Annotated in this window: 1 protein-coding gene; it reads left to right on the forward strand. The window is 61.4% G+C overall.

The window, feature by feature from the left end:
• A partial coding sequence (locus ACPYOJ_RS37330; RefSeq protein WP_481420679.1) for an SDR family NAD(P)-dependent oxidoreductase occupies nucleotides 1-228 on the forward strand: 228 nt, incomplete at both ends.

Below are 228 nucleotides of genomic sequence, written 5' to 3' on the forward strand. Positions count from 1 at the left end.
AAGGAACCCCGCGCTCGAAGGTGATCGAGCAGTTCGACGTGAACGTGTTCGGCGTCATGGACGTTACGCGTGCCATCCTTCCCCATTTCCGTCAGCGCAAGGCCGGTGTGATCGTCAACGTCAGCTCCGGCGTCGGTGTGTTCGGTATCCCGCTTGCCTCGCTTTACGCGGCTTCGAAGTTCGCGCTCGAGGGTTTTTCCGAGGCGGTCTCCTACGAACTTGCCGCCG

The sequence above is a fragment of the Rhizobium sp. SVR5-9E genome (assembly GCF_056755095.1).